Here is a 24,608-nt window from a genome sequence, read left to right as displayed (position 1 = left end):
TCAAGGTGACGGGCATGACATTACTTTGGGCTCTCTTAATTTTGCTAACACTGGTGATCATCTACCATCACCTGATCTACACCAGCTTGATGGTTTGGTTGGGAAAACGTCATGCTCACTCAACGCAACCTCGCTGTGCGCCTTCAACCAACCACCACCATGACGCGCAACCTCAAACATCACTTCCCAAGATTAGTATCGTGATGCCCGCCCATAATGAGGCCGCTTTCATCGCCGATAAGCTCGCCAATCTATTGATGCTCGATTACCCTGCTGACAAGCTCACTATTCGAATTTGTTGCGATGGCTGTAACGATGACACGGTCGATATTATTCGCCAATGGCAACCGCAATTTCAGCAAGCAGGGATCCGCCTTACTTGCCAAGCGGAAAGCAATAACCTCGGTAAACTGGCTCGCCTTAATCAACTCATGACCGAAGCCAAACAAGATGGTGAATTAATTGCGCTCAGCGACGTATCCGCCCTCATTTCGATTGATGCCTTACAGCAAGCGGTCGCCAGCTTTCAAAATCCAAACACCGGCGCGATCACCAGTTGCTATTTATTAGCTCAAGCGTGTCAGGGGGAAGCGCAATACTGGCAATGGCAAAATCAGATCCGTTATGCCGAATCACAACTTGGCAGTGTCATGGGCGGAAATGGCGCGTTTTACATGATGCGAAGCGAGCTTTTTACCCCACTTGCCACCGACACCATTAACGATGATTTCATGTTGCCGATGATGGTACTCAAGCAAGGATATGACGTATTACTTAACCCAGAAATCAACAGCGTCGAAATCGCAGCCAGCAGCGAACAACAAACCCACCAGCGACGCCAACGTATAGGTGCGGGGAACTTACAACAACTGATCCGCTGCCGTTTTTTATTTTCTCGTCGTCATAAACACTTAGGGTGGATTTTTGGCTCTGGTAAAGGGCTGCGTACCTTAATGCCTTTCCTACTCGTGACTTATCTATTCATTTGCTTGGTACTGAGCTGGCAAGGGGCACTATTCGCCCAAGGCTTGTTACTCGCCCAACTCGGTGCTTACTCACTAGCAAGCTTGCCGCTGTTAGGCATTCGTCACCCTTATCTTGATAAATGGCATTACTTCGTGGGCAGTTACTACTCTTCTATGCTCGGTATGCTGCGCTATCTTGGCGGGCAATTTCAGCAAGGCTGGAAACACCTACCGCCCATCGACGACTACCAATCACGCTCAACCCAGTGCTTTAAGCGCGTCAGCGATATCAGTTTAAGTGTGGTGGGGTTAATACTGACACTGCCGCTATGGCCTATCATTGCGCTATTGATCAAACTCGACTCCAAAGGACCCGTGTTCTACCATCAGCTACGAGTAGGAAAAGTCTCAGAGCACCGCACCGAGTTATTCGAAGTCATTAAATTTCGCACCATGATCCACAATGCTGAAAGCCAATCTGGCGCGGTGTGGGCGAGCAAACGAGATCCGAGGATCACCCGTGTCGGCCACTGGCTAAGGATCACGCGGTTAGATGAATTGCCACAGTTTCTCAATGTCCTCAAAGGCGATATGGCGCTGATTGGCCCACGCCCTGAACGCCCACAGTTGTGTGGTGATTTGCAAAATGCATTGCCTTTCTACTTAGAGCGTACCGCAGGACTGCGTCCCGGGATCACCGGACTCGCCCAAGTCAGCCAAGGTTACGATACCTGTTTGGATGATGTGAAAGCCAAGATCGCTTGGGATCATGCCTATGCCGCCGCCCTAGGCTCCCCGTGGCAATGGCTGAAAATGGATCTTTTCATCATCTACAAAACCCTGATCGTGATGATCAGTAAGCGCGGACAGTAACCCCACTTCCCCTCATTTATTTTCCGATCTGGCACAGCCTTTGAATAGTCATCAATAAGGCATTGCTGTTCCAGTCAAAATAAATGAGGTTGTTATGCCAAATCTAGCAGAATCAAACATCGCCCTCGCTTTGCAGCATGAATTTGATGCGCATGCTGCAAAGCAAATGGAAAACGAACTCACCCAACTGAGCCAAACCGAACAAGCTGAGCTGGTGATCGATATGACACAGGTACAATTTATTGACTCCTGTGGAATTGGTGCCATTGTTTTCTTATACAAGCGATTGAAAAGCCGCGGTAAAGGATTACGCCTGCTTAACGTCAACGGCCAACCACGCCAGTTGATGCAAATGTTACGGATCGACAAGGTGATCCCCCTGATCACCACAGCGGAGCTGCACTAATATGGTTAGGCATCACGGTATTAAACTCGATTACCTCTCCTTAGGGTTAGGGCTATGGTTAATGACAGGCTGTAGTACTTGGCCTGCCGCGGGTGAAAATCCGTATTCTCCACCCGAAACCGAGCAATGGCACGAACTCGAGCACCATGATTTTGAGTTACAGATCTTGGCAACTCGCGGGGCTAAATCTTGTCTTCCCGGGCAATACCAAACATTAGAAAATCTATACTTAAAAGCCCGTCAAGAAGCCAAAGCGGGCTTTAGTGATGACGCCGATATTACCTTGCTGCAATACCAAACCCAATTTGCCAAAATTCAACAGCAGATGGATTGGTTGGAATACCACACCCTGTGCCTCAACCCGCATTACTCTGAGATCGAGCTACGCGATAAGTTTTTGGTTTTAATGAAAATTGATAATCAATTTGCCTTTAATCGCACTCAATTACTGCCCGATTACCAGCAAGCGCTGCGAAGAGCGGCGTCTATCCTCAAGCGCCAAAACCATTGGCATCTACAACTGACCGGATTTACCGATACCATAGGAAGTGAAAATTACAACCAAGACTTAGGTATGCGTCGTGCGGAAACCGTGAAACGCTTTTTGATCGAGCAAGGCGTCGAAGCCAAACAAATCGCTATCTTTAGTGCTGGGGAACGACTGTCAAAAGAAAACCCCGCCTCTCGCACCGAACGGTTAAGTAATCGTAAAGTGGAAGCCGTGGTATTGGTTGAACACCATACACGCTCGCCACATCGTGTCTATTCATTGCAAGACTGGCACGCAGTAAGGGAGTCACTATGAAAAAATGGCTCCTGTTGATCACCCTTATCTTCATGATATTCCCGGCTCAAGCGACCACGCTAACGGCTGGGGATAGGGTGTACCTGCAGTTGCCAGGGGAAAGTGCCTTTGATGCCCCTTTTACTATTGATGACCAAGGGCAACTCTTACTGCCTGAAATCGGTTTGGTGTCGGTAGCAGGGTTAACCGTGACTCAAGCCAAGCAAAAAATCCGTCAGCAATTAAGTACCATTTACCTCAACTTGGATGAATTCGAACTCAAGTTGATGGAGCAGTTGTTGCGGGTCAAAGTACTCGGCTATGTTGAACAACCGGGTATGGTATCACTCAAGCCGGGCAGTAATGTGCAAATGGCTATCGCCGCCGCCGGTGGTGCCAGACCGGGGGCACAATTAGATCAGTTCCAACTGATCCGCGGTGATAAACAAACCTTATTTAATTACAAAGCGTATCTCGATGGGAACAACCGCCAAGCCCTTCCCGCCCTTAAAGGCGGCGATACTATATTTGTGCCTGCCTCACCGCTACTGGGTAATATCGAAGTCGATTTTGATGCGGCATCGCTGCGTGAAAGTGGCGATGCTAACGAGCAACAAGGGATCACCATTTTTGGTGAGCTGCGCAATCCCGGTACTTTTAGTTTCAAACCGGGAATGACGGTGGTTGATGCTCTCATGCGAGCAGATGGTGTCACGCGCTACGCCGATGTCACCAAAATTCGGGTGATCACCGACGATATTCCTTACCAGTTTGATTTAAAAGCCTACTTAGACAGTGGTGACATCAGTAACCTGCCCCCAGTAAAACCGGGCACCACTATCTTTGCCCCGATTGAAGTCGAAGACATCAACACCACTTCACGTACCGTGTATGTGATGGGGGAAGTACAGGCACCGGGTGCCTACGAGAGTAGTACTGGCACAGGATTTATTGATGTACTGGCCAATGCGGGCGGTCCAACACGTTTTGCCGATACCACCCAAATCAAGCTATTGAGCAATACCAAACCCGCTATCGCCATTAACTTGGTCAAATACACCCAAGCGCCTGACAAATACCCTTTACCCGCCATGATGCCGGGCGATGTCATCTTCATTCCGGAAAAAATTGATTTTAACGAAAAATCTTGGCTGAAAGTCACCAATGACCGCGCCATAAAAATCATTGGTGCTGTGAACAATCCGGGGCGTTTTGAATGGAACGACACCATGAGCTTCATGGATTTGTTAGCGCATGCTGGCGGCCCCAAACAGCAAACCAACCTCTCGAATATTCGTATTGTGCGTGAAAACGCCAAAGACGGTGAAGAGAGGATCATCACTTTTAATTTCGAGAACTTCACCAAACAAGGCAAGCCGAGTAGTCAACTGCCTCACCTTCGTGCGGGCGATACCATTATCTTTGATGAACTACCCCACGACCCTACCGACAACAAAGCCAGTTGGTTGCGTCAATCAGCGCAAGACTCTATCTATATTTTTGGTCAAGTGGGTGCGCCAGGGCGCTATGCGTTCAATAGCGACCAAGGCTTTCTCGATATCCTATCGGCAGCTGATGGCCCGACAGGCGAAGCTGACATTCAAGAAGTGTTGATCACACATCGCGATGGCAAAACCACCAAGGTTAGCCGTTTTAACTTAGCGCGCTACTTCCAAACAGGTAACGAAGCCCTATTGCCAAACGTTGTGGCGGGCGATGTCATTTTTCTACCTCAAGTGGATGCCATCGCTGATACCCAAGCGGTCAAAGTGATGGGGGCGGTGAAATCACCGGGGCGTTTTAATTGGAACGACAGCATGACTTTCCTTGATGTTCTCGCGTTAGCGGGCGGCCCCACCAAAGAAGCAAACATCACCAATATTCGTTTGATCAAAGAAAACCGCCAAGCGCAGGAAAACGTGCTCTATTTTGATTTAGATAACTTCATTACCGAAGGGGGCAGCTTTGCCGCCCTACCCCGTATTGCTGCGGGCGACACGATCGTGATTGACGAGCTGCCCCACGATCCTACCGATAATAAATCAAGCTGGATCCGCCAATCCGCAGATGATTCGATTTATGTCTTTGGTCAGGTTGGCGCACCGGGACGCTATGCATTTAATCGTGAATTGGGCTTTCTCGATATTCTTTCTGCGGCAGATGGTCCTAATGGCGATGCCGATTTGCGCCAAATCCGCATTAGCCACCGTAGCGGCAATACCACCAAGGTCACCAAACTTAACTTATCGCTTTATTTTGAAACGGGTGATGAAACCTTACTGCCACGAGTCGTGCCGGGTGACGTTATTTATGTTCCCAAAGAGCAAGGTAACTGGCTTGATAAACCCGCTGAACGCGTAGTCCGTCTAATGGGAAGTGTTAACAAACCAGGGCGTTACGCGTTCAATAATCAAATGAATATATTGGATTTATTAGCAGAAGCTGGCGGCCCTAAAGACACTGCTTATATCGAGCGGATCATGATAGTGAACACCTCGTGTTGCGGTGATCAAGCACAGACATTTGATTTGCGTAACTACATCCGCAACCCCGGAGAGTCACCATTACCCCTCCTTCGCCCCGGTGATACTGTGTATGTGCCAAGTGAAGAAGACTCCACCGCCTCGCAACTGCGTCAAACCCTGCGTGATGCTTTGGGTATTGTCACCTTAGTCGTACTAGGAGCTGCATTATGAAGCCATGGTTAAGCCAAGAATACGATCAGCTTTTTCAGCAAATTCATCAGCACCATTATCGAGTCCTGACTTTAGCTGGCGCCAGCCCACAATGCGGCACGTCGACCCAAGCTTTTTGGCTAGCGCAACGGTTATCCCAAGACCAATCAAAAACCTTGTTGATCGATTTAGATCTTGCCGGATCAGGGCAAGGCTATCCCAGTGCGCAATGGCAATGCGACGGTACAGAACAATCGAATGCCAAGATCGTTATCAATGAGCATTTAGATATTTTACCCAAGCCACCACAACAAACCATTTTAGCCCTACGTCAGCCACAATCACTCAATCAAGCTTTCGAGCTTTGGCGTGAACAATACCAGTACATTATTTGCGATGTTGGCAGTATCAACACAGCTAACTGGCGTAACTTAGCGGTCGCATCACTAGGCTACGCCAGTGATGCCTCAATTTTGTGTCTCGCAGCAGGCAAAACCACCGAGAGTGATTTACTCGCCAGCGTCCAACGACTTGAACAAAGCAATATTAATTTGATCGGTACCCTGATCAATGATCGCGCCAATCCAACGTTAGCCAGTGAGATACAGCGAGTCATGAACCAGAAAGCACGTTGGCTTCCTCAGTTTCTCAAACGCAAAATCAACCAATACTTGGTAACCAATCCACTATTACAAGGGAAATACCAATAAGCGCACGAAATACGCTGTGATTTACATAACTGCGCAGGAAGACTCATTATGGAGCAAGTGCTGTTTCAACGAAGTTTTACCTTAAGTTACGCCACATTAGCCGACGTTCGCGCGACCTTAGCCAATAAAGCAACCAGCCTCGGCATCGATAATAAGGTATTACAGCAATTACAATTGGTCTGCTCTGAGTACTGCGCCAACTTACTCGATCACGCTCCTGAAACCGCCACAAAAGTGTGTCTTGAGCTCGGGCGTCAAGCGTCTGTTGATTGCCCTACCGCGCTGAATTGGGTCTTCCAAATCACCGACAATGGCTCACCTTGGAATGAATTATGCCAAGCGCTAGATGACGCCATACTGCCTGATGCAGAAGTGGAAATCGTCGAACATGGCATGGGGCTAGCCCTGATCAAGGCGTGCCTTCTCAATTACGACTATCACATTGGCGCCAGCCAAAACCGACTCAGTTTTCAACTGCCAATAGACAATCACACCACCCACAGCAAACATGTCTTGATTGTCGACGACAGCCCCAGCCAGCTAAAACTATTGGCTCATTTTCTCGAAAAAGACTATCAACTGAGTGTTTTTAGCGATGCAAATCAAGCGATGGCATGGCTTGAACATAATCATTGTGATTTGGTGCTAACCGACTTGCACATGCCGGGAATGAGCGGGATCGCGTTTCGCGACGAGGTCAAACAGCACGCCGATCATGCAACCCTGCCTTTTGTTTTTATCTCTGGCGACCATTTGACGCACAGCGTGCAATTGGCAGGTGCTTCAGCGATTGATGACTACCTCACCAAACCGATCCGTCGATCGCATTTGATCAATGTGATCGGACGCGTACTCGCCCGCCATACACACCTTAGCCAGCAATTTCGGCGCCAGCTGGAACAGCAAATCAATATCACACTGCCACGGAGTATCCATAACGAACAACATTCTCGATGGCATATCGAAATCAGCCAAGATAATACAAACAGCGGTGATTTCGTGATCCGCCATACTCGTCGCAATCGTAACGAATGGCTGGTGATAGGCGATCATATGGGACACGGCAGTATCGCCAAAGCCAATGGCGCAATGTGGTTAGGGTATCTCAATGGTCTCCTTGAACACGAGCAACTATCCCTGACCGATGTAAGCCTACGCCTGAATCAACAACTCTATCGCAGTCAGTCTTGCCACTTACTCTGCTTGACCCTGATAGAACTCGAGCCTAGCGGTATCGTCAAAATCATTAATGCCGGCATGCCTGCGTTGCTATTGTGCCAACCGACACAAAGCCAAGTCGTCTGTAGTGGGCAAGGATTATTAGGGCTATTTGAGCACACTGAATTCAGTGTCTGGCAGCAGCAGTTAACCCCAACTGATAGCTTACATTGCTTTAGCGATGGTGTGCACGAAGGCAAATGGCATGACACGCAACTAAGGATGCTCAGCCAGGCAGCAACAACACAGCACCACCAAACACTATGGCAACATCAGGCTAACTATAGCAATGACGATCGTACTTTAGTCAGTATTCACTATCGCGGCAAAACCTAAGCTAAGGCATACAGTTCGCGCAATTGATGCCAACTTGCATCTGCGCTGTAATGCTCAGTAACCACTTGAAATTGCTCTAATGCTAACGCTTGACGATACGCTTCATCTAAAGCTAACTCTTGAACCAAAGGAAGCAGCCGCTGCCATTCACCCTCAGCAACAACACATTGGGCTGGCAGTAATTCAGCTAACTCTCCCACATCGGTCGCAATCACGGGTACCCCGTGCGCCATTGCTTCCAATGCCGCCATCGGCAAACCTTCAGCGCGAGATGGCATTATTAGCACATCCAACTGCGCCCAATACGGCGCCATACTAGCAACTCTACCGTGCCAGATAAGCGATGCCTTGGAAAAAATCGGCTGTTGCCATTCACCATCACCAAACACATGCCATCGCAACTGATTGTCTGCTGATGGTTGAGTGATGCTGACACTTCGCTCGGCCAAAGCCAAATAACGGTCAATACCTTTTACTTCGCACAAACGACCAACAAAACCTAAGGCTAATTGCGAGTGATGGGCACGCTCAAAACGGGGAGCCACATTAGGTACAGAAACAAAGTTGGGTAGCCACTGGCTAGAAAATGGGATCTGTTTTTGAATAGCACGACTAACAGCAATATTCGTCGACAGAAAACTGGTCGCACGATTCAGCCACTCATAAAAAGCAAGCTTACCCGCCAAAGACTCACCGGCATGAAAACTGGTGATCACTTTCGCCTTACTCATACAGCCAAGCGCTCTTGCCAACAAGCAAGCTTTATAACCATGAGCATGTAAGGTATCAGAGACTGATAACTGCGACGCAAATCGCGACAAACAAGATAAAGAAGAAATAAGAGGAGCAGATGAAGGAAGCAAGCAAGCGTAGTGAATACCTGCATCAGTTAAACGCTGATATAGCGGGTGCGCACCGTAATCACGTACAAACATCACTTGTACCGCTTGTTGGCGCTCATTGAGTAACGCAGCCAACTCTAACACGTGGCTTTCGATACCGCCAAAGTCGGCACTATCGAGCAAAAGATAAATCATGCTGTTCCCTCATCCCAAAGGTTGTAAGAAACAACAAGCAAAAAAAAAGCCGAGTCTACGACTCGGCTCTTTTTAATTTAACGCGCTAGTGCTTATTCAGCAGCAGCTTCTTCCTTTGCAGGACGATCTACAAGCTCAATGTAAGCCATTGGGGCTTTATCGCCAGCACGGAAACCGCATTTCATAATGCGAGTGTAACCGCCTGGGCGTTGAGCAAAACGTGGACCTAATTCGTTAAATAGTTTCGCTACAACTTCGTTATCACGAGTGCGAGCGAATGCAAGACGACGGTTAGCAACACTGTCTGTCTTAGCTAGGGTAATCAACGGCTCAATTACGCGACGTAGCTCTTTTGCCTTAGGCAGGGTAGTCTTGATAAGCTCGTGACGTACCAGAGAGCTAGCCATGTTGCTGAACATCGCTTTGCGATGACTGCTGTTGCGGTTGAGTTGACGACCACTCTTACGATGGCGCATGACCTAATCCTTCTAACTAGATATCAGTAACTATTAATCTTCAGCAATTGATGCTGGCGGCCAGTTTTCTAGACGCATGCCTAGAGACAGACCACGTGAAGCCAGCACGTCTTTGATTTCTGTCAAAGACTTCTTACCAAGGTTTGGCGTTTTAAGTAGCTCAACCTCAGTACGCTGAACAAGATCACCGATGTAGTGGATCGCTTCTGCTTTCAAACAGTTAGCAGAGCGAACAGTTAGTTCAAGATCGTCTACAGGACGCAGTAGGATCGGATCGAACTCCGGCTTCTCTTCTTTCTCTTCAGGAACACGTACATCACGAAGATCTACGAATGCATCCAATTGTTCAGCAAGAATAGTTGCTGCACGACGAATAGCTTCCTCAGGATCAAGTGTACCGTTAGTCTGCATATCGATTACTAGCTTGTCTAGGTCAGTACGTTGTTCAACGCGAGCTGCCTCTACAGCGTAAGCAATACGGTCAACTGGGCTGAAAGTTGCATCAACTAGCAGACGACCAATTGGACGCTCATCTTCCTCAGTGTGAATACGAGCAGATGCTGGTACATAGCCACGACCACGCTCTACCTTGATGCGCATGCTGATGTCAGCATTGTCATCAGTTAGGTGGCAGATTACGTGTTCTGGGTTCGCAATCTCAACATCACCGTCGTGGGTGATGTCACCTGCAACAACAGGGCCTGCACCAGATTTGTTCAGAGTAAGGATAACTTCGTCTTTACCCTCAACCTTAACGGCTAGACCTTTAAGGTTTAGAAGGATTTCAAGAACATCTTCCTGTACTCCCTCTTTGGTGCTGTACTCGTGTAACACACCGTCGATCTCTACTTCAGTTACGGCACAACCCGGCATTGAAGATAATAAAATACGACGTAGAGCGTTACCTAGAGTGTGGCCGAAACCGCGCTCTAGTGGCTCAAGAGTTACTTTTGCATGCGTCGTGTTAACTTGTTCGATATCAACAAGACGTGGCTTAAGAAATTCTGTTACAGAACCCTGCATTGTGTCCTCTCTTAACTATAGCCTTACTTAGAGTAAAGCTCGACGATCAGGTGTTCATTGATGTCGGCAGACAAATCAGAACGTTCTGGAAGACGCTTGAACGTACCTTCCATTTTGCTGTTGTCTACTTCGACCCAAGTCGGTAGTTCACGCTGTGTAGCAACTTCTAGAGCTGCTTTAATGCGTGCTTGGTTCTTAGCTTTCTCACGAATGCTAACAACGTCGTTAGCCGCTACCTTGAAAGAAGGAACGTTCACGACTTGACCGTTAACTAGGATCGCTTTGTGGCTTACCAGCTGACGTGCTTCTGCGCGAGTTGCACCAAAGCCCATGCGGTAAACTACGTTATCTAGACGACCTTCAAGAAGTTGCAGCAGGTTTTCACCTGTGTTGCCTTTAATGCGAGCAGCTTCTTTGTAGTAGTTACGGAATTGTTTTTCTAGTACGCCATATGTACGACGAACTTTCTGCTTCTCACGAAGCTGAACGCCGTAATCAGACAGACGACCACGACGAGCACCATGTTGGCCCGGCGCGTTGTCAATTTTACACTTGGTATCAATCGCGCGTACACCAGACTTAAGGAATAAGTCAGTGCCTTCACGACGGCTAAGCTTCAGCTTAGGACCCAAATATCTTGCCATGTTCTTTCTCCAGTTTTCCTAGAAACGAAACGTTATACGCGACGTTTCTTAGGTGGACGACAACCGTTATGAGGGATCGGAGTCGCATCAACAATGTTAGTGATACGGAAACCCGCTGCGTTTAGAGCGCGGATAGTAGACTCACGACCAGGACCAGGGCCCTTAACCATAACTTCCAGGTTCTTAACGCCATATTCTTTGGCCATTTCACCACAACGCTCAGCAGCAACCTGTGCAGCGAACGGAGTAGATTTACGAGAACCACGGAAACCAGAACCACCTGCAGTAGCCCAAGAAAGAGCGTTACCTTGACGGTCAGTAATGGTTACGATTGTGTTGTTGAAAGAAGCATGGATGTGCGCAACGCCATCAGCTACTTGCTTGCGTACGCGCTTACGAGCGCGAGTTGGTTGTTTTGCCATTGTACTCTACCTTATCCGATTATTTTTTGATCGGCTTGCGCGGACCCTTACGGGTGCGAGCGTTGGTTTTAGTACGCTGTCCACGTAGTGGTAGACTGCGACGATGACGAAGACCACGGTAACAGCCAAGGTCCATTAGACGCTTGATGTTCATTGATACTTCACGACGTAGATCACCTTCTACAGTGTACTTAGCTACACCATCACGCAGTTGATCGATCTGCTCTTCAGTCAGTTCACTGATCTTAACATCTTCAGCAATACCCACTTCAGCTAGGATAGCTTTAGAACGGGTTTTACCGATACCGTAGATCGCTGTTAGAGCGATTACAGAATGTTTTTGATCAGGAATGTTAATGCCTGCAATACGGGCCACTATTCACTCCTAGTACTTTTCAAGAATAACCGCTGCAAAGCCCGTCGAGGATACGCAGCGGTGTACAATTCTTTTGCACACACAAAAGATGGTTGGCTAATTTAGCCAACCTATCTTCAATTTGCAAGAAATATTTCTGCTAATTAGCCTTGGCGTTGTTTATGCTTTGGCTCGCTGCAAATTACACGCACAACACCGTTGCGCTTGATAACTTTACAGTTACGGCAGATTTTCTTAACGGAAGCACGAACTTTCATTGCTAAACTCCGTAAATGGAATAACCAGTCTTAACGGCCTGAGCCCTTAAGATTAGCCTTTTTCAAAACAGACTCATACTGTTGAGACATCAAAAGTGTCTGAACTTGAGCCATGAAGTCCATGATTACTACAACTACGATTAGTAGTGACGTACCGCCGAAATAGAAGCGAACGTTCCATGCAATCATCATGAACTCGGGGATCAGACAGATAAATGTAATGTACATTGCACCCGCTAGGGTTAAACGTGTCATCACTTTATCAATGTATTTCGCTGTCTGCTCGCCCGGGCGAATACCAGGTACGAACGCACCAGACTTCTTCAAGTTATCAGCTGTCTCGCGAGGGTTAAACACCAACGCGGTATAGAAGAAACAGAAGAAAATAATCGCAGCAGCATAAAGCATTACATAGAGCGGTTGACCAGGGCTTAGCGCCAGTGAAATCTCACTTAGCCAGCTCAGGCCTTCAGTTTGTCCAAACCACTGAGTCAGTGTGCCTGGGAACAAAATGATGCTCGATGCAAAAATCGCTGGAATTACACCTGCCATGTTGATTTTCAACGGCAAGTGAGTGCTTTGCGCAGCAAAGACACGACGGCCTTGTTGACGCTTAGCGTAGTTAACGACGATACGACGTTGACCACGTTCCATAAACACTACGAAGTAGATTACAGCGAAAGAAATTACTGCAATTAACAGTAGAAGAAGTACGTGCAATTCACCTTGACGCGCTTGCTCTACAGTCTGTCCAATAGCCGGTGGCAAACCTGCAACGATACCAGTGAAAATAATCAAAGATATACCGTTACCAATACCGCGTTCAGTAACTTGCTCACCTAACCACATTAAGAACATGGTACCGGTAACCAAACTAACAACCGCGACAAAGTAGAAACCAAGCCCAGGGTTAACCACTAGGCCTGGAATCATACTTGGTAACCCCGTCGCAATACCAATTGCTTGGAAGGTTGCCAAAACAAGCGTGCCGTAACGAGTGTACTGGCTAATCTTACGACGACCAGACTCCCCTTCCTTCTTCAACTCAGCCAAAGCTGGGTGAACAACCGTTAACAACTGAACAATGATCGATGCCGAAATATACGGCATGATGCCCAGTGCCAAGATGGAAGCACGCTCAAGTGCACCACCAGAGAACATGTTAAACAGTTCAATGATGGTACCCTTTTGCTGTTCGAACAGATCGGCAAGTACAGCAGCGTCAATACCAGGAATAGGCACAAAAGAGCCAGCTCGGAAAATTAAGATAGCTCCTATTACGAATAATAGGCGAGTCTTAAGCTCTGCTAGGCCACCTTGTGCGCTACGAAAATCTTGTCCTGGTTGTTTAGCCATCTGTACCTCATCCTCGAGTTAATTATTCCTCGATTTTACCGCCTGCAGCTTCGATAGCAGCTTTAGCGCCTTTAGTCACGCGTAGACCTTTAACTGTTACAGCGCGAGCGATGTCACCAGAAAGTACAACTTTCACGAACTCGATGTTCTTAGTGATTACGTTCGCAGCCTTAAGAGTTTCAAGGCTTACTACGTCACCTTCAACTTTCGCTAGCTCAGCTAGACGAACTTCAGCTGTTACAAGGCTCTTACGAGAAGTAAAACCGAATTTTGGTAGACGCTGTTTCAAAGGCATTTGACCGCCTTCGAAGCCTGGACGTACAGAACCACCTGAACGTGATTTCTGACCTTTGTGACCACGGCCACAAGTTTTGCCCAAGCCAGAACCGATACCACGACCTACGCGCTTCGCAGAAGGCTTAGAACCCGCAGCCGGTGATAGAGTATTCAAACGCATTCTGATTACTCCTCAACTTTAACCATGTAGAAAACTTTGTTGATCATGCCGCGTACGCAAGCAGTATCTTCAAGTTCTACAGTGTGGTTGATGCGACGAAGGCCTAGGCCACGCAAAGTAGCTTTATGCTTCGGTAGACGACCGATAGAGCTCTTTGTTTGGGTTACTTTAATAGTTTTAGCCATGTCGATTACTCCAGAATTTCTTTAACAGAAAGACCACGCTTAGCAGCGATCATTTCTGGAGAGTTCATGCCACTCAAACCATCAATAGTCGCGCGAACGATGTTGATTGGGTTTGTAGAGCCGTATGCTTTAGCTAGTACGTTGCGAACACCCGCAACCTCTAGCACTGCACGCATTGCACCACCGGCGATGATACCAGTACCTTCTGATGCAGGTTGCATGTACACTTTAGAACCAGTGTGGCGACCTTTAACAGCGTGGTGTAGAGTACCGTCGTTTAGTGCAACTGTAACCATGTTACGACGTGCTTTTTCCATCGCTTTTTGGATTGCAGCAGGTACTTCACGTGCCTTACCGTAACCAAAACCGATGCGACCGTTACCGTCACCAACTACAGTTAGTGCAGTAAAGCTGAAAATACGACCACCTTTAACCGTTTTAGAAACACGGTTAACAGCGATCAGCTTTTCATGCAAATCTGATTGTGTTTTTTCGTTAGCCATCTTCCGCCTACCTTAGAATTTCAGACCAGCTTCACGAGCAGCTTCTGCTAGTGCAGCTACACGGCCGTGGTATTGGAAACCAGAACGATCGAATGCAACGTTAGAGATGCCTTTTTCAATCGCGCGCTCAGCAATAGCTTTACCTACAGCTGCAGCAGCGTCCTTGTTACCAGTACTCTTAACTTGCTCACGGATCGCTTTTTCTACGGTAGAAGCGGCAGCGATAACCTCGGAGCCATTAGGTGCGATAACCTGAGCGTACACGTGACGTGGAGTGCGGTGTACAACTAGGCGAGTTGCGCCCAGTTCAGCAATCTTACGACGTGCACGGGTCGCACGACGGATACGAGATGCTTTCTTATCCATAGTGTTACCTTACTTCTTCTTAGCTTCTTTAGTACGCACGATTTCATCGGCGTAACGAACACCTTTACCTTTGTAAGGCTCAGGGCTACGGTAAGCGCGAATTTCTGCAGCTACTTGACCGATCACTTGCTTATCCGTACCAGTTAGTACGATTTCAGTTTGTGATGGACACTCAGCTTTGATGCCTGCTGGCAGTTCGTGCTCAACTGGGTGTGAGAAGCCAAGGGTTAGAGCTACAGAGTTGCCTTTAACAGCAGCACGGTAACCTACACCTTTAAGAATTAGCTTCTTAGTGAAACCTTCAGTAACACCAACAACCATGTTGTTAACTAGCGCACGAGCAGTACCTGCTTGTGCCCAAGCCTTATCGAAACCTTCACGAGGACCGAAAGTGATGGTGTTTTCTTCCTGGGTTAAAACTACTGCTTCGTTGATAACGCGAGTTAGTTCGCCTTTACCACCTTTAACAGTAACTTCCTGACCGTTAAGTTTAACTTCTACGCCGGCAGGAATAACTACAGGTGCTTTTGCAACACGAGACATATCCTACTCCTATTAAGCTACGTAGCAGATAATCTCACCGCCAAGACCCGCTTTGCGTGCAGCGCGGTCGGTCATAAGACCCTTGGAAGTGGAAATAACAGCAATACCAAGGCCACCCATCACTGATGGTAGAGCATCTTTTTTCTTGTAGATGCGCAGACCAGGACGTGATACACGTTGGATTTGCTCGATAACTGGGTTAGCTTCGAAGTACTTAAGTGTAACTTCTAGCTCAGGCTTAACTTCACCAGTAACAGTGTAGTCAGCCACGAAACCTTCTTCTTTTAGAAGTGCAGCGATTGCAACTTTCTGCTTAGAAGATGGCATTTTAACAGCAACTTTTTTCGCTGCCTGACCGTTACGAATGCGGGTCAGCATATCCGAAATCGGATCTTGCATGCTCATAAGTCAATACTCCGTGATTCTAAATTGGTAATAAATTACCAGCTTGCCTTACGTAGACCCGGAATCTCGCCTTTCATGCAAGTTTCACGAACCTTGATACGGCATAGACCAAACTTACGTAGGTAGCCATGTGGGCGTCCAGTCTGGTTACAGCGGTTACGCTGACGAGAAGGACTAGAATCACGTGGAAGTGACTGAAGTTTTAGCACTGCATTCCAGCGATCTTCTTCAGACGTATTCACGTCATTAATTTGTGCTTTTAGCGCAGAACGCTTCTCAGCGAACTTAGCTACTAGCTTAGCGCGTTTAGCTTCACGCGCCTTCATCGATTCTTTAGCCATTAGTAACCCTTACTTTTACTTACGGAATGGGAAGTTAAAAGCAGAAAGCAGAGCATGAGCTTCTTCATCAGATGCTGCAGTAGTAGTGATAGTAATATCAAGACCACGTACACGATCTACTTTATCGTAGTCGATTTCTGGGAAGATAATCTGCTCACGAACGCCCATGCTGTAGTTACCACGACCGTCGAATGATTTCGGGTTTAGACCACGGAAATCACGAATACGAGGTACAGCAATTGCAATTAGACGCTCGAAAAAGTCCCACATACGTTCGCCACGTAGGGTTACTTTACAGCCAATAGGGTAGCCCTCACGGATCTTAAAGCCAGCAACTGACTTACGAGCTTTAGTGATTAGCGGCTTCTGACCTGCAATAGCAGTCATGTCAGCAGCTGCGTTCTCTAGAAGCTTCTTGTCGTTGATCGCTTCACCCACACCCATGTTAAGTGTGATTTTTTCGATCCTTGGGACTTGCATGATGCTCTTGTATTCAAACTTTTCAGAAAGTTCGCTTACAATAGACTCTTTGTAGTAATCATGCAGTTTCGCCATAGTACTACTCCAACTTACTTAATAGTTTCGCCAGTCGACTTGAAGAAACGAACTTTTTTGCCGTCTTCAAATCGGAAGCCTACACGGTCCGCTTTACCTTCACCGTTAACGATAGCAACGTTAGAGATGTCCATCGCAGCTTCTTGCTCTACGATGCCACCTTGAACACCCATTGCCGGTACAGGCTTCTGGTGTTTCTTAACTAGGTTGATACCTTCAACGGTAACTTTACCGGTCGCTAGAACCTTAGTTACTTTACCTTTCTTACCTTTATCTTTACCAGTAAGAACGATAACTTCGTCGTTACGACGGATTTTAGCTGCCATTTTGCGCTCCTTACAGTACTTCAGGTGCTAGTGACACGATTTTCATGAATTTCGCGTTACGAAGTTCACGAGTCACTGGGCCGAAGATACGAGTACCGATTGGTTGCTCACTTGTGTCGTTCAACAGTACGCAAGCATTACGGTCAAAGCGAATGACAGAGCCGTCTGGACGACGAACGCCTTTACGGGTGCGTACAACCACCGCTTTCAGTACATCACCTTTCTTAACTTTACCGCGAGGAATTGCTTCTTTCACAGTAACTTTGATGATGTCACCGATATGTGCATAGCGACGGTGAGAACCACCCAGAACCTTAATACACATTACGCGACGAGCGCCGGAGTTATCCGCTGCTTCTAGCGTACTTTGCATTTGGATCATGTTAGTGCTCCGCTTATTTTATAACGTCTAGATCCTCTCGGATCGATATGCCTTTTCTCTCAAAGGCGGCGCATAATAACACCATTTTCGACCGATGGGTAGACAAAAAATAAACGGCCCTAAATTTTTCAGGGCCGCTTGCTTAAATAAAGTTGCTAAGTTCGCTTAGATGCGAGCCTTTTCAACTACACGTACCAGTGTCCAAGACTTAGTCTTAGACATTGGACGACACTCACGAATCTCAACAGTATCGCCTTGGCCACACTCGTTGTTTTCGTCATGTGCGTGAAGTTTAGTCGTGCGAGTGATGTACTTACCGTAGATCGGGTGCTTCACTTTACGCTCGATTGCAACAACAATAGACTTGTCGCCTTTGTCGCTAACTACACGACCAAGCTGAGTACGAATTTGTTCGCTCATTATGCGCCAGCCTTCTCAGTCAGAACGGTTTTAACACGTGCGATATCGCGACGTACAGCTTTCAGAGTGTGAGTCTGCTGTAGTTGACCAGTTGCAGCTTGCATACGCAGGTTGAACTGTTCACGTAGTAGATTCACAAGCTCAGCGTTAAGCTCTTCAACGCTTTTAGCGCGCAGATCTTGTGCTTTCATCACATCACCGCCTTAGTTACGAATGTTGTCTTGATTGGTAGCTTACGTGCAGCAAGGTTGAATGCTTCACGAGCTAGTGCTTCAGGAACACCATCCATTTCGTATAGAACTTTACCAGGTTGGATTTGAGCTACCCAGTACTCTACGTTACCTTTACCTTTACCTTGACGAACTTCAAGAGGCTTAGATGTGATAGGTTTGTCTGGGAATACACGAATCCAGATTTGGCCTTGACGTTTGATATGACGAGTCATAGCACGACGTGCAGCTTCAATTTGACGAGCAGTCAGACGACCACGGCCAACTGCTTTAAGACCAAATGTACCGAAGCTTACATCAGTACCGTTCGCTAAACCGCGGTTACGACCTTTAAAAGTCTTGCGGAATTTAGTGCGTTTAGGTTGCAGCATCAATAAACTCCTTATTTACGGCCTTTGCGCTGCTTCTTAGGCTTGTCAGCCTTTGGCTCTTCAACTGGCATGCCGCCTAGAACTTCACCTTTGAAGATCCAAACTTTAACGCCAATTACACCGTATTGGGTGTGAGCCGAAGAAGTTGCGTAATCAATGTCAGCACGAAGAGTGTGTAGAGGTACACGACCTTCACGGTACCACTCTGAACGTGCGATTTCAGCGCCGCCTAGACGACCGCTTACTTCTACTTTGATACCTTTAGCGCCAAGACGCATAGCGTTTTGAACTGCACGCTTCATAGCGCGACGGAACATAACACGACGCTCTAGCTGAGACGCGATGCTGTCTGCAACTAGTTGACCGTCTAGCTCTGGCTTACGTACTTCAGCGATGTTGATCTGAGCTGGAACACCAGCGATCTTTGCAACGCGAGCGCGTAGTTTCTCAACGTCTTCACCTTTCTTACCGATTACAACGCCAGGACGAGCAGTGTGAATAGTTACACGGATGCTCTTAGCTGGACGCTCGATAACGATGCGTGACAGAGATGCTTTTTTCAGTTCTTTAGTAAGGAACTGACGTACCTTGAAGTCGCCGTCTAGGTTGTCAGCGAACTCTTGGCTGTTAGCAAACCAAGTGGTATTCCAAGGCTTAACGATGCCTAGACGAATACCATTAGGATGTACTTTTTGACCCATTGCTTTCTCTCCTAGTCTCTTAGCGGTCTGCTACAACAACAGTGATGTGGCTAGAACGCTTCAAGATGCGATCGGCACGGCCTTTAGCACGAGGCATAATGCGCTTCATGATAGGACCTTCGTCAACGAAGATTTTAGCTACTGATAGATCATCAATATCTGCGCCTTCGTTGTGTTCTGCGTTAGCGATAGCTGACTCTAGAACTTTCTTAATTAGATCAGCAGCTTTTTTGTTGCTGAAAGTTAGAATTTCTAGAGCTTGATCAACTGGCTTACCGCGTAGTTGATCAGCAACCAAACGAGCTTTCTGCGGCGAGATGCGAGCAAAGCGATGTTTAGCGATAGCTTCCATTACCTATACTCCTCTTAGCGCTTCTTAGCTTTCTTATCCGCAGCGTGACCGCGGTAAGTACGTGTTGGTGCAAATTCGCCTAGCTTGTGACCGATCATTTCTTCAGAAACGAAAACAGGAACGTGCTGACGACCATTATGGACAGCGATGGTCAAACCGATCATTTGTGGAATGATCATTGAGCGACGGGACCAAGTCTTTACAGGCTTCTTGTCACCGCTTTCCAACGCTTTCTCTACCTTCTTCAGCAAGTGTAGGTCAATAAATGGACCTTTCTTGAGAGAACGTGGCATGGCGTATCCTCTTTATAATTACTTGTTACGACGACGTACGATGTACTTGTCGGTACGTTTGTTCTTACGAGTCTTGTAACCCTTAGTTGGAACACCCCAAGGTGTAACTGGGTGACGACCGCCAGATGTACGACCTTCACCACCACCGTGTGGGTGATCTACTGGGTTCATTACAACACCACGTACAGTTGGACGAACACCGCGCCAACGTGAAGCACCAGCTTTACCTAGCTCACGTAGCATGTGTTCTGCGTTACCAACTTCACCTAGAGTCGCACGACCTTCAGCAAGAACTTTACGCATTTCACCAGAACGTAGACGTAGAGTCACGTAAGTGCCTGCACGAGCAACGATCTGAGCGTATGCACCAGCTGAACGAGCCAGCTGAGCACCTTTACCAGGCTTAAGTTCAACACAGTGAACTGTAGAACCTACTGGGATGTTGCGCATTGGTAGTGTGTTACCAACTTTGATAGCAGCATCTGCACCAGACTGGATAGTATCACCAGCTTGGATGCCTTTAGGTGCGATGATGTAACGGCGTTCACCGTCAGCGTAAAGTACTAGCGCGATGTTTGCGCTACGGTTTGGATCATATTCCAAACGCTCAACTTTCGCTGGGATACCATCTTTAGTACGTTTAAAGTCGATTACACGGTAGTGTTGTTTGTTACCACCGCCGATGTGACGTACTGTGATACGACCGTTATTGTTACGACCACCAGACTTAGAGTTTTTCTCTAGTAGTGGTGCGTACGGCTTACCCTTATGCAGGTCAGAGTTAACCACTTTAACTACGTGGCGACGACCCGGGGAAGTCGGCTTACATTTAACAATAGCCATTCTTCTTAGCTCCTAGTCTTACTCTGCACTACCAGCGAAGTCGATGTCTTGACCTTCTTTCAAGATAACGTACGCTTTTTTCCAGTCGCTACGACGGCCTTGGCGCATACCTTGACGTTTGGTCTTACCCTTAGCAACAAGAGTATTTACAGACTTAACTTCAACCTCGAACAGTTTTTCAACTGCTGCTTTGATCTCTTTCTTAGTTGCGTTAATAGCTACTTTGAATACGATAGTGTTCGCATTCTCAGCTGCCATTGTAGCTTTCTCAGAAATGTGCGGAGCACGTAGAACTTTTAAAATACGCTCTTCAGTGATCATGCTAGCATCTCCTCAACTGCTTTAACTGCTGCTGCAGTCATCACAACTTTATCGAAAGCGATCAAGCTAACTGGGTCGATTGCCGCTGCATCACGAACGTCTACTTTGTATAGGTTACGTGCTGCAAGGAATAGATTTTCATCTAGCTCGCCAGTTACGATAAGTGCATCAGTTAGCTCAAGCTCTTTAAGCTTAGCAACTAGTGCTTTAGTTTTAGGTGCTTCTACAGAGAAGTTATCAACAACGATTAGACGCTCTTGACGAACTAGCTCAGATAGGATGCTTTTCATAGCACCACGGTACATTTTCTTGTTAACTTTTTGGCTGTGGTCCTGTGGACGTGCAGCAAAAGTTACACCACCCGTACGCCAGATTGGGCTACGGATTGTACCAGCACGAGCGCGGCCTGTACCTTTCTGGCGCCATGGCTTAGCGCCACCACCAGAAACGTCAGAACGAGTCTTCTGAGCACGTGTACCTTGACGAGCACCTGCTGCGAAAGCAACAACTACTTGGTGTACAAGCGCTTCATTGAAGTCACGCCCAAAAGTAGTTTCGGAGACAGTTAGCGCGTCTGCGCCTTTGACTACCAATTCCATTACTAACTCCTCGACGTTACGCTTTAACAGCTGGTTTAACGATCACGTTGCCACCTGTAGCACCTGGTACTGCACCTTTGATAAGAAGCAGATTGCGCTCAGCGTCAACACGTACGATCTCTAGGTTTTGAGTCGTTACACGCTCAGCACCCATGTGACCAGCCATTTTCTTGCCTTTAAATACGCGACCTGGAGTTTGACATTGGCCAATTGAACCAGGAGCACGGTGAGACAAGGAGTTACCGTGGGTCATATCTTGAGTACGGAAGTTCCAACGCTTAACAGCGCCTTGGAAGCCCTTACCTTTAGATGTGCCAGTAACGTCTACTTTTTTGATTTCGTTGAATAGTTCTACGTTTAGCTCAGCGCCAACTGCAAACTCTTCACCATTTTCTAGACGGAATTCCCAAAGACCGCGGCCAGCTTCAACACCTGCTTTCGCAAAGTGACCAGCTTCTGGCTTAGATACACGGCTAGCTTTCTTAGCACCAGCAGTTACTTGGATTGCGTTGTAACCGTCAGACTCAAGAGATTTAACTTGAGTTACACGGTTGTTTTCAACTTCAACCACTGTTACTGGGATAGAAACGCCTTCTTCGGTAAAGATGCGGGTCATGCCCACTTTACGACCGATTAGACCAATCATTCTCTTATCTCCCCTTAACCTAGGCTGATTTGAACATCAACGCCAGCAGCTAGGTCTAGACGCATAAGAGCATCAACAGTTTTGTCTGTTGGCTCAACGATGTCGATAAGGCGCTTGTGAGTACGGATTTCGTACTGGTCACGTGCGTCCTTATTAACGTGAGGAGAAATAAGAACAGTGAAGCGCTCTTTACGAGTAGGTAGAGGGATTGGACCCTTAACCTGCGCGCCAGTACGCTTAGCTGTTTCAACGATTTCCGCAGTTGAAGCATCGATCAGACGGTGATCGAACGCTTTCAGGCGGATACGAATACGTTGGTTCTGCATTAGACAGAGCTCCAATTAAAAATTACACAAACAATATCGCCACTCACGCTCGTAAAGACGAGGGAATGCCGATTGATTTATGTGAACGTAGCATCCCATTCGGATGCATTGTCAGTCAATTTAATGACTGCGAACATAAGTCAGAGTATACATTATTAAGCTACTCAGTAGCTTCTTCCTCAACGCTTATTGGTTCACAACTGCAGTTACAAGATAATGTTATCTCAGGCAGTGGCGAGCATTATACAGATCACAATTTAGAACGCAAGCCTTGTTGGAAAAATAATCAGAGCGAGAAATAACAAGAGCTTGGTGAGTGCAAAACACGAATGAGTACACCGTGATGGGATCAAAAAAGGCAGTGTCACCACTGCCCTACTCTCAGCAAAACCTTTGGAAGGTCGTTAGTCATCCTCATCAACAATTTGCGCTTGGTTGTAATTGGCAATCCCCATCTTCTCGATTAGGCCCAACTGTGTTTCTAACCAATCCACATGCTCTTCTTCGTCTTCTAAGATGTCTTGGAATAAGTCGCGAGAAACATAATCACGCACCTCTTCCGCATACGCGATAGCATCACGTAAATCAGGAATCGCATCCATTTCTAACGCCAGATCGCATTCGAGCATTTCTTGCGTATCTTCACCAATATTAAGTTTGCCGAGATCTTGCAGATTCGGTAACCCTTCGAGAAACAGAATACGTTCGATAAGGTGGTCGGCATGATTCATCTCATCGATAGACTCGTGGTATTCCTTATCGGCAAGATGTTTGAGCCCCCAATCTTTATACATGCGGGCATGGAGGAAGTACTGGTTGATGGCAACTAATTCGTTACCGAGTACTTTATTGAGATGTTGAATAATCTTCGGATCAGCTTTCATGCAGCAACACTCCTCTGTCAGTTCTTTAAAGCATAGAACCGATCTAAAGAGTGTCAAAAGGCTCACAGCCGTTTGGCTATGGCATTAACTCGCTTTCTGATAACGATTTACAACTGTCTGTTCAATAATCACCTTTGCTTGGCGAATACATTTACCACATTGAGAGCCTAATGGTGTTATTTCTCGGATGCCGCGTATGTCAGCTAAATTGTGTTCTTGGGTTAACTTCATGATCTTCTTATCCGAAATAGCATGGCATACACAAACGTACATCTTAGGCTCACTCTTGATTAACTTAAAACCAAATATAAACAAGAACAGTTTTCATTACCACTTAGATCATGCAAATCACTTAGATGATTTAGCTATCAATAAGGAAGAAATCGAGGGGAAAAATATAAGTTGGAAACTGAAGAGGTTAGCGAGGTAAGGAAAGAAATCACAGGCATTAAAAAAGGGAGCCGAAGCTCCCTTTTTAGGTACTTAGTTATGCACTAATTGCTATTAAGCAACGATAGTTGCAACAACACCAGCACCAACTGTACGGCCACCTTCACGGATAGCAAAACGTAGACCTTCGTCCATCGCGATAGGAGCGATTAGAGTAACAGTCANGTTACGTCAGTTGTACGGAAGTAGAACTGTGGACGGTAACCTTTGAAGAAAGGAGTGTGACGACCGCCTTCATCTTTAGAAAGAACATAGATTTCTGAAGTGAAAGTAGTGTGTGGAGTGATTGAACCAGGCTTAGCTAGAACTTGACCACGCTCAACTTCGTCACGCTTAGTACCACGTAGAAGAACACCAACGTTCTCACCTGCACGGCCTTCGTCAAGAAGTTTACGGAACATCTCAACACCAGTACAAGTAGTAGAAGTAGTTTCTTTGATACCTACGATTTCTACTTCGTCACCTACAGTGATGATACCTTGCTCAACACGACCAGTTACAACAGTACCACGGCCTTGGATTGAGAATACATCTTCGATTGGAAGGATGAA

The 24,608-nt window shown here is 47.0% G+C and carries 38 protein-coding genes and 1 pseudogene; 6 read left to right on the top strand and 33 right to left on the bottom strand.

Going from position 1 to position 24,608, the window contains the following annotated elements; all coding sequences use genetic code 11:
• The first annotated feature begins 14 nt into the window (after positions 1–14).
• The 6 genes from A3K86_RS09375 (at position 15) to A3K86_RS09350 (ending at position 7,967) form a co-directional block, all read left to right on the top strand.
• A complete protein-coding gene (locus A3K86_RS09375; RefSeq protein WP_068330644.1) occupies positions 15–1,838 on the top strand; it encodes a sugar transferase in 1,824 nt (607 codons plus the stop codon).
• Between the two features lie 94 nt (positions 1,839–1,932).
• A complete protein-coding gene (locus A3K86_RS09370; protein ID WP_068330643.1) occupies positions 1,933–2,244 on the top strand; it encodes an STAS domain-containing protein in 312 nt (103 codons plus the stop codon).
• A gap of 1 nt (position 2,245) precedes the next feature.
• On the top strand, positions 2,246–3,049 hold the full coding sequence (locus A3K86_RS09365; protein ID WP_068330642.1) for an OmpA family protein: 804 nt from the start codon (positions 2,246–2,248) through the stop codon (positions 3,047–3,049).
• Positions 3,046–5,724, top strand: coding sequence for an SLBB domain-containing protein (locus tag A3K86_RS09360; protein WP_107270375.1), 2,679 nt, complete (start codon positions 3,046–3,048; stop codon positions 5,722–5,724). Before A3K86_RS09365 ends, A3K86_RS09360 begins: the two co-directional genes overlap by 4 nt.
• A complete protein-coding gene (locus A3K86_RS09355; protein WP_068330641.1) occupies positions 5,721–6,413 on the top strand; it encodes a P-loop NTPase family protein in 693 nt (230 codons plus the stop codon). The genes A3K86_RS09360 and A3K86_RS09355 overlap by 4 nt, the downstream gene beginning before the upstream one ends.
• A 48-nt stretch (positions 6,414–6,461) precedes the next feature.
• The gene (locus A3K86_RS09350) at positions 6,462–7,967 is read left to right on the top strand and encodes a response regulator (RefSeq protein WP_068330640.1); all 1,506 of its coding nucleotides are present in this window, start codon (positions 6,462–6,464) and stop codon (positions 7,965–7,967) included.
• On the opposite strand, the gene A3K86_RS09345 is transcribed toward A3K86_RS09350, so the two are convergent.
• The 33 genes and pseudogenes from A3K86_RS09345 to A3K86_RS22940 all read right to left on the bottom strand — a co-directional run.
• Entirely contained in the window at positions 7,964–9,004 is a 1,041-nt protein-coding gene (locus A3K86_RS09345; protein ID WP_068330639.1) for a glycosyltransferase family 4 protein, read from the bottom strand. The genes A3K86_RS09350 and A3K86_RS09345 overlap by 4 nt on opposite strands.
• Positions 9,005–9,096: 92 nt before the next feature.
• On the bottom strand, positions 9,097–9,480 hold the full coding sequence (rplQ, locus tag A3K86_RS09340) for a 50S ribosomal protein L17 (RefSeq protein ID WP_068330638.1): 384 nt from the start codon (positions 9,478–9,480) through the stop codon (positions 9,097–9,099).
• Between the two features lie 33 nt (positions 9,481–9,513).
• Entirely contained in the window at positions 9,514–10,503 is a 990-nt protein-coding gene (locus A3K86_RS09335) for a DNA-directed RNA polymerase subunit alpha (RefSeq protein WP_068330637.1), read from the bottom strand.
• Positions 10,504–10,526: 23 nt separating this feature from the next.
• Positions 10,527–11,147, bottom strand: a complete 621-nt coding sequence (gene rpsD, locus A3K86_RS09330; protein WP_068330636.1) for a 30S ribosomal protein S4 — start codon at positions 11,145–11,147, stop codon at positions 10,527–10,529.
• 32 nt (positions 11,148–11,179) lie between these two features.
• On the bottom strand, positions 11,180–11,569 hold the full coding sequence (rpsK, locus tag A3K86_RS09325) for a 30S ribosomal protein S11 (protein WP_005370963.1): 390 nt from the start codon (positions 11,567–11,569) through the stop codon (positions 11,180–11,182).
• A gap of 19 nt (positions 11,570–11,588) precedes the next feature.
• A complete protein-coding gene (gene rpsM, locus A3K86_RS09320; RefSeq protein WP_068330635.1) occupies positions 11,589–11,945 on the bottom strand; it encodes a 30S ribosomal protein S13 in 357 nt (118 codons plus the stop codon).
• 143 nt (positions 11,946–12,088) lie between these two features.
• Positions 12,089–12,202: a 50S ribosomal protein L36 gene (rpmJ, locus tag A3K86_RS09315; protein ID WP_000868186.1), complete on the bottom strand. Its 114-nt coding sequence runs from the start codon at positions 12,200–12,202 to the stop codon at positions 12,089–12,091.
• A gap of 30 nt (positions 12,203–12,232) precedes the next feature.
• Positions 12,233–13,558 carry a preprotein translocase subunit SecY gene (gene secY / locus A3K86_RS09310; protein WP_068330634.1) on the bottom strand — a complete coding sequence of 442 codons (1,326 nt, stop codon included), beginning with the start codon at positions 13,556–13,558 and terminating at the stop codon, positions 12,233–12,235.
• Between the two features lie 22 nt (positions 13,559–13,580).
• Positions 13,581–14,015 (bottom strand): 50S ribosomal protein L15, encoded by a 435-nt coding sequence (gene rplO, locus A3K86_RS09305; protein WP_068330633.1) that lies wholly within the window; start codon positions 14,013–14,015, stop codon positions 13,581–13,583.
• Positions 14,016–14,020: 5 nt separating this feature from the next.
• Positions 14,021–14,200, bottom strand: coding sequence for a 50S ribosomal protein L30 (gene rpmD / locus A3K86_RS09300; RefSeq protein WP_068330632.1), 180 nt, complete (start codon positions 14,198–14,200; stop codon positions 14,021–14,023).
• 5 nt (positions 14,201–14,205) lie between these two features.
• Positions 14,206–14,703 carry a 30S ribosomal protein S5 gene (rpsE, locus tag A3K86_RS09295; protein WP_036817708.1) on the bottom strand — a complete coding sequence of 166 codons (498 nt, stop codon included), beginning with the start codon at positions 14,701–14,703 and terminating at the stop codon, positions 14,206–14,208.
• Positions 14,704–14,715: 12 nt separating this feature from the next.
• Complete coding sequence (gene rplR, locus A3K86_RS09290; protein ID WP_068330631.1) at positions 14,716–15,069, bottom strand: 50S ribosomal protein L18; 354 nt, start codon at positions 15,067–15,069, stop codon at positions 14,716–14,718.
• Positions 15,070–15,078: 9 nt separating this feature from the next.
• Positions 15,079–15,612: a 50S ribosomal protein L6 gene (gene rplF / locus A3K86_RS09285; protein WP_068330630.1), complete on the bottom strand. Its 534-nt coding sequence runs from the start codon at positions 15,610–15,612 to the stop codon at positions 15,079–15,081.
• A gap of 12 nt (positions 15,613–15,624) precedes the next feature.
• Positions 15,625–16,017, bottom strand: coding sequence for a 30S ribosomal protein S8 (gene rpsH / locus A3K86_RS09280; RefSeq protein ID WP_068330629.1), 393 nt, complete (start codon positions 16,015–16,017; stop codon positions 15,625–15,627).
• A 35-nt stretch (positions 16,018–16,052) separates the two neighbouring features.
• On the bottom strand, positions 16,053–16,358 hold the full coding sequence (rpsN, locus tag A3K86_RS09275; protein ID WP_068330628.1) for a 30S ribosomal protein S14: 306 nt from the start codon (positions 16,356–16,358) through the stop codon (positions 16,053–16,055).
• Positions 16,359–16,373: 15 nt separating this feature from the next.
• A complete protein-coding gene (rplE, locus tag A3K86_RS09270) occupies positions 16,374–16,913 on the bottom strand; it encodes a 50S ribosomal protein L5 (protein WP_068330627.1) in 540 nt (179 codons plus the stop codon).
• 14 nt (positions 16,914–16,927) lie between these two features.
• Positions 16,928–17,239, bottom strand: a complete 312-nt coding sequence (gene rplX / locus A3K86_RS09265; RefSeq protein ID WP_068330626.1) for a 50S ribosomal protein L24 — start codon at positions 17,237–17,239, stop codon at positions 16,928–16,930.
• A gap of 10 nt (positions 17,240–17,249) precedes the next feature.
• Entirely contained in the window at positions 17,250–17,621 is a 372-nt protein-coding gene (gene rplN, locus A3K86_RS09260) for a 50S ribosomal protein L14 (RefSeq protein ID WP_048900850.1), read from the bottom strand.
• A 165-nt stretch (positions 17,622–17,786) separates the two neighbouring features.
• A complete protein-coding gene (gene rpsQ / locus A3K86_RS09255) occupies positions 17,787–18,041 on the bottom strand; it encodes a 30S ribosomal protein S17 (protein ID WP_068330625.1) in 255 nt (84 codons plus the stop codon).
• The gene (rpmC, locus tag A3K86_RS09250) at positions 18,041–18,232 is read right to left on the bottom strand and encodes a 50S ribosomal protein L29 (protein WP_064606085.1); all 192 of its coding nucleotides are present in this window, start codon (positions 18,230–18,232) and stop codon (positions 18,041–18,043) included. Before rpmC ends, rpsQ begins: the two co-directional genes overlap by 1 nt.
• Positions 18,232–18,642 (bottom strand): 50S ribosomal protein L16, encoded by a 411-nt coding sequence (gene rplP / locus A3K86_RS09245; protein WP_068330624.1) that lies wholly within the window; start codon positions 18,640–18,642, stop codon positions 18,232–18,234. The genes rpmC and rplP overlap by 1 nt, the downstream gene beginning before the upstream one ends.
• An 11-nt stretch (positions 18,643–18,653) precedes the next feature.
• Positions 18,654–19,343, bottom strand: coding sequence for a 30S ribosomal protein S3 (gene rpsC / locus A3K86_RS09240; protein WP_068330623.1), 690 nt, complete (start codon positions 19,341–19,343; stop codon positions 18,654–18,656).
• 19 nt (positions 19,344–19,362) lie between these two features.
• Positions 19,363–19,695: a 50S ribosomal protein L22 gene (rplV, locus tag A3K86_RS09235; protein WP_068330622.1), complete on the bottom strand. Its 333-nt coding sequence runs from the start codon at positions 19,693–19,695 to the stop codon at positions 19,363–19,365.
• Between the two features lie 14 nt (positions 19,696–19,709).
• On the bottom strand, positions 19,710–19,988 hold the full coding sequence (gene rpsS / locus A3K86_RS09230) for a 30S ribosomal protein S19 (RefSeq protein WP_005302795.1): 279 nt from the start codon (positions 19,986–19,988) through the stop codon (positions 19,710–19,712).
• Between the two features lie 18 nt (positions 19,989–20,006).
• Positions 20,007–20,831 carry a 50S ribosomal protein L2 gene (gene rplB, locus A3K86_RS09225; protein ID WP_068330621.1) on the bottom strand — a complete coding sequence of 275 codons (825 nt, stop codon included), beginning with the start codon at positions 20,829–20,831 and terminating at the stop codon, positions 20,007–20,009.
• An 18-nt stretch (positions 20,832–20,849) separates the two neighbouring features.
• The gene (rplW, locus tag A3K86_RS09220) at positions 20,850–21,152 is read right to left on the bottom strand and encodes a 50S ribosomal protein L23 (RefSeq protein ID WP_068330620.1); all 303 of its coding nucleotides are present in this window, start codon (positions 21,150–21,152) and stop codon (positions 20,850–20,852) included.
• Positions 21,149–21,751 (bottom strand): 50S ribosomal protein L4, encoded by a 603-nt coding sequence (rplD, locus tag A3K86_RS09215; protein WP_068330619.1) that lies wholly within the window; start codon positions 21,749–21,751, stop codon positions 21,149–21,151. The genes rplW and rplD overlap by 4 nt, the downstream gene beginning before the upstream one ends.
• Positions 21,752–21,767: 16 nt before the next feature.
• Complete coding sequence (rplC, locus tag A3K86_RS09210; RefSeq protein WP_068330618.1) at positions 21,768–22,397, bottom strand: 50S ribosomal protein L3; 630 nt, start codon at positions 22,395–22,397, stop codon at positions 21,768–21,770.
• 14 nt (positions 22,398–22,411) lie between these two features.
• Positions 22,412–22,723 (bottom strand): 30S ribosomal protein S10, encoded by a 312-nt coding sequence (rpsJ, locus tag A3K86_RS09205; protein ID WP_068330617.1) that lies wholly within the window; start codon positions 22,721–22,723, stop codon positions 22,412–22,414.
• A 404-nt stretch (positions 22,724–23,127) separates the two neighbouring features.
• Entirely contained in the window at positions 23,128–23,607 is a 480-nt protein-coding gene (bfr, locus tag A3K86_RS09195; protein ID WP_068330615.1) for a bacterioferritin, read from the bottom strand.
• 84 nt (positions 23,608–23,691) lie between these two features.
• The gene (locus A3K86_RS22465; RefSeq protein ID WP_084406554.1) at positions 23,692–23,880 is read right to left on the bottom strand and encodes a (2Fe-2S)-binding protein; all 189 of its coding nucleotides are present in this window, start codon (positions 23,878–23,880) and stop codon (positions 23,692–23,694) included.
• A 231-nt stretch (positions 23,881–24,111) separates the two neighbouring features.
• A pseudogene (locus A3K86_RS22945) lies at positions 24,112–24,221 on the bottom strand (EF-Tu C-terminal domain-related protein); the annotation flags it as partial.
• A 1-nt stretch (position 24,222) separates the two neighbouring features.
• Positions 24,223–24,608: EF-Tu/IF-2/RF-3 family GTPase (locus A3K86_RS22940; RefSeq protein WP_269747609.1), on the bottom strand; the 386-nt coding region annotated here is incomplete at both ends.

Source organism: Photobacterium jeanii (assembly GCF_001650345.1).
Classification (GTDB): Bacteria; Pseudomonadota; Gammaproteobacteria; order Enterobacterales; family Vibrionaceae; genus Photobacterium; species Photobacterium jeanii.
This window is presented reverse-complemented; position numbering and strand designations above follow the sequence as displayed.